This is a genomic window from Pseudovibrio axinellae, from assembly GCF_900110875.1.
GTDB classification, from domain to species: Bacteria; Pseudomonadota; Alphaproteobacteria; order Rhizobiales; family Stappiaceae; genus Pseudovibrio; species Pseudovibrio axinellae.
The window spans coordinates 1-8,882 of sequence record NZ_FOFM01000033.1 but is presented as its reverse complement, the minus strand read 5'-3'; the positions used below and the strand labels follow the sequence as shown (position 1 = coordinate 8,882).

At 43.1% G+C, this 8,882-nt stretch carries 8 protein-coding genes and 1 pseudogene; 7 read left to right on the top strand and 2 right to left on the bottom strand.

Translation table 11 applies throughout. The annotated features are described in order from the left end of the window. Window positions 1-209: pseudogene (locus BMZ51_RS24410) on the bottom strand (IS3 family transposase); the annotation flags it as partial. A gap of 614 nt (window positions 210-823) precedes the next feature. Between BMZ51_RS24410 and BMZ51_RS22615 the strand changes: the two are divergent. From BMZ51_RS22615 to BMZ51_RS22585, 7 genes are all read left to right on the top strand, one after another. After that, on the top strand, window positions 824-1,993 hold the full coding sequence (locus BMZ51_RS22615; RefSeq protein ID WP_068010297.1) for a DUF6716 putative glycosyltransferase: 1,170 nt from the start codon (window positions 824-826) through the stop codon (window positions 1,991-1,993). 26 nt (window positions 1,994-2,019) lie between these two features. Continuing rightward, window positions 2,020-2,718, top strand: a complete 699-nt coding sequence (locus tag BMZ51_RS22610; RefSeq protein WP_068010300.1) for an acylneuraminate cytidylyltransferase family protein — start codon at window positions 2,020-2,022, stop codon at window positions 2,716-2,718. Then, entirely contained in the window at window positions 2,715-3,743 is a 1,029-nt protein-coding gene (locus BMZ51_RS22605) for an N-acetylneuraminate synthase family protein (protein ID WP_068010301.1), read from the top strand. Before BMZ51_RS22610 ends, BMZ51_RS22605 begins: the two co-directional genes overlap by 4 nt. A gap of 7 nt (window positions 3,744-3,750) precedes the next feature. Beyond that, complete coding sequence (gene neuC, locus BMZ51_RS22600; RefSeq protein ID WP_068010304.1) at window positions 3,751-4,926, top strand: UDP-N-acetylglucosamine 2-epimerase; 1,176 nt, start codon at window positions 3,751-3,753, stop codon at window positions 4,924-4,926. A 24-nt stretch (window positions 4,927-4,950) separates the two neighbouring features. Next, on the top strand, window positions 4,951-5,895 hold the full coding sequence (locus BMZ51_RS22595) for a polysaccharide deacetylase family protein (protein ID WP_082825730.1): 945 nt from the start codon (window positions 4,951-4,953) through the stop codon (window positions 5,893-5,895). Between the two features lie 16 nt (window positions 5,896-5,911). Continuing rightward, on the top strand, window positions 5,912-7,489 hold the full coding sequence (locus tag BMZ51_RS22590) for a hypothetical protein (protein WP_068010308.1): 1,578 nt from the start codon (window positions 5,912-5,914) through the stop codon (window positions 7,487-7,489). An 80-nt stretch (window positions 7,490-7,569) separates the two neighbouring features. After that, window positions 7,570-8,556: a GNAT family N-acetyltransferase gene (locus tag BMZ51_RS22585; RefSeq protein ID WP_068010310.1), complete on the top strand. Its 987-nt coding sequence runs from the start codon at window positions 7,570-7,572 to the stop codon at window positions 8,554-8,556. A 168-nt stretch (window positions 8,557-8,724) separates the two neighbouring features. Here BMZ51_RS22585 and BMZ51_RS22580 read toward each other — a convergent pair. Next, window positions 8,725-8,882, bottom strand: a 158-nt coding sequence (locus BMZ51_RS22580; RefSeq protein WP_139201443.1) for an integrase core domain-containing protein, incomplete at its 5' end; no start/stop codon positions are given.

Genomic DNA, 8,882 nt, shown 5'->3' with positions numbered 1-8,882 from the left:
TCAGCTGCAATGCGCCGTGAGCCATAAGCTCGGTTTGAGGCTTCAAACTTGTCCTTGATATGAGCAAGGAGCACCATGTCCTTACGTTGTCTGGCGCTCGCAGGCCGCTTTCTCCAGGCATAATATCCGCTGCAACTGACACTCATGAAGGCGCAGAGGCTGGCAGTTGAATAAGAGGCGTTCTGTGCATCGATAAACTGATATCTCATCGACTTGTTTCCCTGGCGAAGAACGCTGCCGCCTTTATTAATAAATCTCTCTCTTGCCGTAATAGTTCGTTTTCTTTGCGCAAACGGGCTAATTCTCTACTGGCATCCTCATACGGCCCTGCCAGCAAATCCTGATCCCGAAACTCCTTGATCCAGCAGTTCAAGGTAGCTCTTCCCAAACCAAGATCGGCAGCGATTTCAGGTATGGCCGGCCACTCACTTCCACCAGCCGTCCCGCTTCCCGTTTAAACTCTTCCGTATAATGTTCTCGACCCATGAAGTTCTCGTGAATTGATCGTATCAGAAGGCTCTCCATTTTCCTGAGCCAGTCCATTATTAGCTGATTTAGATTAATGCAACACGGCCGCATCGTATAGCTTTATGAAGACGAACAAGCCTGCTAATTACAGACACTGAGCGACACGTGCAACAAGGCCAATTGGGACCGTTATCGGGAAATCAACCGAACTCAGATTACTGCTTGACAAACAGAAGCGCTTCAATCACCTAAGGTATCGTAAATGATAATAACAAATCCTGCCGTAGGCAGGTATTCTTCGGTAAACTCATAGGGTATCTCCGGTTGCATTAAATAATTTTGAAAAGAAATAATTATGAAGAAAATGGGTCTGATTGTCGCCGCGGATTCATACTTGCCGCATGCCCTAAAAGTCCATGAAGCCTTTCAAAATAAGAATTGGTCAATATCTCTAATTTTGTGTAGCCAAAACGGCCAAATTACATTGAGTAAAAGGCAGCTGAAGCGCTTTCAAGTCGCCCATATAGAAATCGAAGACCAGCACCTCTCCCTAGACGATCTCAAAAGCAACACAGGTTTCTTATGCAAATACGACGCCGTATATTTGGGGCTTCCTGCACATCATGCCCGGAATGAATTGAGAATTTTAAAGGGCACGAAAACAGACAAGCCTCCAATCACAATTAGTGCGTTTCCTGGTGTTTTATATTACATTCAGACATATGGTCAGTGGTGTCGCGCGGGCTCTGACATACTTCTTTTTAACGACAGAAGAACATTTGCAGACTATGCTAAAGCTTGCAAGTATCTATTTGGCACAACAAGTGAAAACGCTGTGTTATTCGGATACCCTTCATTCGCGAATTTGCCAGCGAATAACAATGGGAAAAACTTGGTGTATGTCGATCAGAACATACTGCCCAAACGAAAAACAGACAGGAAGAACCTATTCACCAAAATAATCTCAATTGGCGAAAAGAATGATTTCGAGAAGGTAGTATTTTTAGCGAGAAACAGGCCGGAAGAAAAATCAAATCATAATAATGCGACATGCAGTCACGTTGAAACGATTGTGTCTGAAATTTGCAATGAAGGAAGTAGTCAAATTGGTGTGGAAGTTAATTACGGCTCTCCACAAGACGTACTTTTAGATTGTAAACTCTGTTTAGGAATAAATTCAACGGTACTTCTTTATTCGATGTTTCTGGGAATTCCTACGGCCCCTCTTAAGACGCCTGGAGCTTTCGGTCGTTTTGGAGGAGTACGCCTTTTCCAAAAAACTCGAATGGCTATGTCAATAAATGAACTGTTAAATGGCAGAACAGTAAAGATGCCGACGAAAGAATGGAGCGATGCCAATTTGTTGCCTTCTACAGATGCCAACAAAAACCTTCTCCTAGAGACTGTGGAGGCTAGAATTGCCACACCGCTACCGGCGCGGTGTTTGCCAAATAAGCTGGGTACACTAATGATAGCGCGGTTTATTTGCCGTGCTTTTGATATTCTTCTCCACTATAAAGTGTGATAGTTAAAATAAGCATCAGAAATATTATGAGTTTAGTCAATTCACCAGAAAATGTAATAGCATTTATACCCGCACGAAAAGGGTCTAAAGGATTGCACCTCAAAAATACTAAAGAAATCTTGGGGTACTCGCTTTACTATCACTCGGTTCTGGCAGCAAAAGCAGCAGGAATTGATAAGATATACATTTCGACTGATATCGAGGAGATTATCCACTCTGATAACAGTGGTGCAATTGTTGTGAAGCGACCTGATCGTCTCTGTACAGACACCGCAACAATGGGGCAGGTGTTAAATCATTTTGTCAATGAAAATCTGACAAGTAATGCGACTGTTGTACTCCTTCAGCCTACATCGCCGCTTCGGCGCGCTTCTCATATTAAAAGCGCGCTTGATGTCTTTCGAAGTGGGCATCATACACTTGTTCAGTCGGTAACCGAAACGTCTAATGCACCTTTGAAATACGGAACAGTAGAAGAAGGGAAGTTTATTCCTATTTCTATGCCTCAATACAGCTTTTCAAACAGACAACAGCTACCTCGATTGTATCGGCCAAACGGAGCGGTGTATGTATTTGCCAGTAAGATGTTCGCTGAAAACTGCCTATTCGATGTAGACCGGATTGGAACCATCACTATGTCCGAGAACGATTCTCAGGACATCGACAGCCATGAAGACTTTGAAAAATGTCGCGCCTTGCTCGCCTCCGCGGAGAAAATACAATGAAGATCGCAAACAGACTTATTGGAACTCAACACGCTCCTCTCGTGATCGCAGAAATTGGCATAAATCATAATGGCAGTCTGGATGCAGCAAAGTCTATGGTTAAAGCGGCCTCTCAAGCTGGCGCCGAAATGGTAAAACATCAAACGCATTTCGTCAGCGATGAGATGACTGAAGAAGCGAAAACAGTAATCCCCGCAAATGATACTAGGTCTATCTGGGAGATTATGGAAGCTTGCGCGCTATCCCCTGATGAAGAGATTCAATTAAAGAAGTACGCCGAGGGCTTGGGGTTGATTTATATTTCCACTCCATTCTCTCGTTCTGCTGCGGACTTTCTAAATACAATTGATGTACCTGCTTTCAAAATCGGATCTGGTGAGTGCGATAATCTGCCCCTCATTCGACATATCGCGAACTTTGGCAAGCCGATAATTATGAGTACAGGTATGCAATCGATCGAAACACTTCAAGAATCAGTTGCGATTCTTGAAGAAGCCGATTGCGACTATGCGTTGTTGGAATGTACCAATTTATATCCTTCTCCACCAGAAATCGTATCCCTGCAGGGTGTAACTGAGCTTAGCTCAGCTTTCCCTAACGCTGTTGTCGGATTCTCCGATCATTCAATCGGTTCTGAAATGTGCATTGCAGCTACAGCATTAGGTGCTTGTATCTTGGAGCGACACTTCGTCGACAGTCGTTATAGACAAGGTCCAGATGTTTCCTGTTCGATGGACCCTATAGAGCTAAAGTATTTGATTGAACGCTCTAGAGAAATACACATTGCCCTCCATAACTCGAAGTCTCGATCAAAGGCAGAAGAAGCTACATATCGGTTTGCCCGTAGCTCAGTTGTCGCTGATAAAAGCTTAAAAGCAGGTCAAATTCTATCCGAAGACGACATCTGGGCTCGCCGACCCGGAACTGGCGATATTCCAGGCTATGACCTGTCTAAATTGATTGGGAAGCGCCTTAAAAAGGACAAAGAATTTAACGAACAGCTGAATTGGGAAGATATTGGGTAATTATAGGATGAGCAAAAATGGCAAAAAGATAATATTTGTTACTGGTACACGCGCCGATTTTAGTAAGATAAAAGAAGTGTCAAAGCGACTAATATCCCGAGGCTGGGATGTCTCTTTTTTTGTGACCGGCATGCACATGCTTCGAGCATACGGCTCGACTTTCATAGAAGTTCGACGAATTGAAGGCGCAACAACATATGAATATGTAAACCAACGTGAGGGCGATTCACTTGACACTATATATGCCAAGACTGTGATCGGTTTTTCCGATTGGCTACATGAACACAAACCCGACTTAGTCGTGGTGCACGGTGATCGGGTAGAAGCTAAGGCATGCGCATTTGTTTGTGCAACAAATTATGTACGCTGCCTACATATAGAAGGCGGCGAAGTTTCTGGAACTATTGATGAAGTGTTTAGGCACTGTGTCTCGAAGCTCGCGCATCACCATTTTGTATGCTCGGAAACAGCACAGAGAAACGTTGAGAGTTTAGGTGAAGATCCAGAGCGAATTGCGTTAATCGGCTCCCCAGAACTGGACATTCACGCGAGGGATCTGAGTATCGGTATTGATGAGGTTCTTTTTCACTACGACATCCCTTTCGTTAATTATGGGGTTGTTATTTTTCATCCGGTGACATCAGAGCAGAAAAGTATGGATGAGCAGGCCGCAAGCTTGTTCGGAACGCTAGATGCATCGGGTAAAAACTATATAGTCATATCATCAAATAATGACCCTGGCTCAAGAGGCATAATGGATATTGTTGGTAAGCTAAGCTCCTCCAATTTCGTTAAGCTCGCAAGCATGAGATTTGAATACTTCTCAATACTTATGAGAAATGCAGCCTGTATTATTGGCAATAGTAGCGCCGGCGTGAGAGAAGCGCCTTTTTTAGGGATTCCTACATTGAATGTTGGAACGCGTCAAACCGGTCGCGCTCACTCCAACTCCATCACCAATGTGTCAGCTAATGATTCCTATGTAATCAAAAAATTCCTTGAGGCCGAATGGGACAAGCGATACGAGCCGTCCATGGAGTTTGGGAACGGTTTAAGCGTAAGTGCATTTTGTGACGAATTGGAAAAAGACCAGTTTTGGGAGGTGCCCAAACAAAAATACTTTCGCCCACCTTTCTCACTATCTTTTAAGTCAGTCTCCAAGCATACCCGTGCTGTCACATAGAATAATTTATGGCAATAGATAAAAATGGTTACGCAGAATTCATTCACTGAACCGACCGGATTAATGTTTCATCATTTTCATGGTCACGGTCATCCTGAGGTCCAAGGCAGTATAGGCAGCGAAGACTTTCATAACATTTTGCAGTACGTGGGTATTCAAAACATACTACCAGCAAACGACTGGTTAGCAAAAGCTGGCGCGCAGCAGCTCTCATCTCATCATAGTTGCGTTACTTTCGACGATGCGCTTTTATGCCAGTATGATGTAGCCAAACCAGTCTTGGATGAGCTAAATTTAACTGCGTTTTGGTTCGTTTACACTTCGGTATTTGACGGTGAACAGGAGAATTTGGAGGTTTTCCGATATTTCAGGTGCACTTCATTTAATAATATAGATGAATTTTATGATTTGTTTTTTTCTATTGCTAGGGAGAAAGTTGGGGATAGATATCATCATGTCGAATCTATATTTGATCCTGAGGAGTACCTTAAAAACTCACCCTTTTATTCGTTAAAGGACAAGTGGTTTAGGTACTTGAGAGATCAGGAACTAGATAAGAGAACATATGTCTTCATTATGGAAAATATGATGGAGCGATGCCAGTTCGACAAAAAGGAAGCGGCTAGTAATCTATGGTTGAAGAAAGAGCAAATACAACTCCTGACTGCCGACGGCCATATTATAGGATTACACTCACATACTCACCCAACAACAATTGCAAAGTCTCCTATCTCTGTGCAGAAATTGGAATACGAAACCAATCGTAAGAGGATTAAGGAATTATCCGGATATTTTCCCACGACAGTTTCTCATCCCTGTAACTCGTATAATAAACATACTATAGATTTGCTCGGCGATATGGGGGTTGTAATGGGGTTCCGTGCAGATATAAAGCCTATGAAAAATCGCGGTCCCTTGGAATACGCGAGGGAAGATCACGCGAACTTGCTGGCTGCGTTAAGCGTTTAATTGTAGGGTTTTATCGATGAAGTTTAGTGTAAAAAAAATATATAAATATGTTTCACGTAGGTATTGGGATAAAATAAGAAAAAACATTCCGGCTAAGGCAAATCCACGGCTGACAAAACCTGACCCTCAGATGTACAATCAAATTGTGCGATTTGCTGAAAATTTTCCAGTAAATACAATCAAGTATGGTGACGAACACTTATGGCCGTACCTGCGAAACCATCTTTTAGTGCAATTGACGGCTTTAAGCATCGGAAAGATTGATGGGGCTACAACCAAGCCGTCACGTCTGCACCTTGGCACAACAGAAAACTTTGATATAGATAAAAAGCATGAGCTTGCAAAAGAGTATGGATTTCAATTCGTAGAAGATATTGACAGTAATGAAGAAGTTGATTTTCTATTCTTTACAGCACTAAATGCATCAGAACAAGTACATGTTGAGAAAAAAATATATTACCGCGTTACTGATCCAGTATTCGAAGCTGCAAAAAGGTTGTCGAGCGCGAAAAAAATAGAGCTCATTCGGAATATATCTCCGGCAATTAAAAAGACACCAAATTATTATCACAGACCTGACTTCATCTTTTCACCACATATAAAAAGGATTGGGTACTCCGATTCCATAAATATCAAATCAAATTTTTTCAGATATTTTCGCCGATTTTTCCCGTTGATTGATATCTCGCCTAAGATAATCAATGACCTTTTCGACTGGGAGCTTCACACGCGTGATTTTTATAAGGATATACTCTTGAAAGTAAATCCTAAGGTTGTATTTGTACCTTCCTTTCACTATCACGCCCCACTAATTTCAGCGGCGAAAGAACTTGGAATCCTGACGGTTGACATACAGCACGGCATCCAAGTTGGTTATAATCCGCTTTATAATAACTGGGAGGAGATCCCTTCCGAAGGTTATCGGTCGCTTCCTCACGTCTTTATGGTGTGGGGACAGAAGGAAGCAGATAACATTTCCAAAGTATTCGGCAAGCACTCCACCGCTGTGAAAATGGGGGAACCTTGGGTCCAAAAGCAGTTTGAGTTTAATGTCCCAATTAGCGAAAAGCTGATGAGTAGAATATCTCGTCACTCCCATGTTATTTTATTGGCTATGCAAAGCCAAACCGAGGTGCCGACGCTCTTTAAGACACTTATTTCAAAAGGTGGGAAAGATATACTATGGTTGGTCCGGATGCACCCAAAAGGGAAGCGGTATTCAGTCGCGGACTTTGATCCAGTAAACAAAAACGTAGTTGTCAGCAAAGAAGTTGATGATATTCCCTTAGTTTCTTTGCTTCAATATGCTGATTTTACACTCTCTGAAGGCTCATCAATAGCCGCCGAAGGCGCAACACTTGGCGTTACCGCATTAATTTCTAGTGAAACTGGAAAGCAAAATTATGAAAGTGAAGTCAAGCAGGGAACCTTTAAGTACATTCACAATCTCGACAGCTTCAAAGCAGCTATCGATGAAGACATTGGTGTAAACTCGGGAAAGAACTATACTAATGAGATTGCACTCGATGCGGTTCTATCGGACCTCCTTGCTATCCAGAAAAAACAACAACATGGAGACCGAGTGTGCGGGTAGGTTCAGCGTCGGAGCTAGGAGTTAATGGCTCAAAGGTACGTGAGTTCTATGAAAATAATTGGAATCGAAGAATTCCAATTATGGAACAAGAGTACTACAATTGGAATTTTGCACAGGCCCCTTTGAACAGGGGCGAGGATCATTGTTGTGTTGCTGTCGATAGTCAGGGTATCGTTCTTGGAGTTATGGGCCTCAACGAACGTACTTTTATCTTCCGCAATGAAAAGTTGGCCGCGGCAGAGTTAACGACCTGGATAGTTGCTCCTAAAGGACAAAACAAAGGCATTGGTCCAGCAATGCTACGTTATTTGCAGAAGCGTTACGACGTTCTTTTGGGAATGGGAATTACTCCGATGGCTGTATCCATTTATTTGAGGCATGGTTTCAGATACCTGAATCCAGTACCTCGCTATATGAAAGTGTTTGATCTTAATAAAGTTGAAAATCTAGCGTACACGGATAAGCGGACTAGCAAAATTCACCGTTACTGGCGCCAGAATTCTGTGACGAGCCAAGTGCCTTACAAAACGATTGAGGCCACAGATGATATCATTGAAGAAGTGAACTCTACTTTTTCCTCGAGAGCGAATTGTTTCGCTAGGGGTGCCACCGAGATGGCTTGGCGATATAGTCGGCATCCGACCTATTCTTACAATGTTAAGATCATTACTAACCCGAATGAGAGCGGGTCGCTCGCGGTTTTGGTGTACCGATTGCAAGACATTAATGATGGAGTTCGCATCGCACACATCCTGGATCTTTTCGGCGATTTACCTGCGATGAAATCTGCAGTTAGTTTTGTGGAAACGGAGCTCCCAAAACTCGGCGTAGACTTTATTGATTTCTATTCAACCTACGGAGAGCATCAAGGTTTGTTTCTTTCCTGCGGATGGTTCATGCTGGGCAGCGATAGTTTCTTCAACTTTCCGCATCTATTTAATCCAGTTGAACTTCGCAATCCCTCCAGCAACTCATTCGTACTGTGGGGAAGGGACGGTGCTGAGTCACTTTTTAATTTCTCCTCATGTTACATTAGCAAACAAGACTGCGATTTTGATCGTCCTTAATGTTAAATCCCGAACTGTTCCATGAGTTACGATATATCTGCACAAATGCGGGAATCCTGACAACATTATTGCTCTCGGCCGTGTTGCATTAATCTAAATCAGCTGAGGACAGAGGTGGTCTCGTTTGTTTGGACAGGTGAGCGTCTTTTATAAGTGGATCTGCTCCGATTACGCCGCAGCTTGAGTTATGGGCTGCGGGTGTTTGCAGTAAGCCTGATCCGGGGTATTCCGGTCAAGCGATGAATGTGGGCGTTTCTGATTATAAAAGGCGATGAATTTACCGATGGCCTTTCTAGCTTCTGGCACACTGTCGTAGGCCTTGAGGT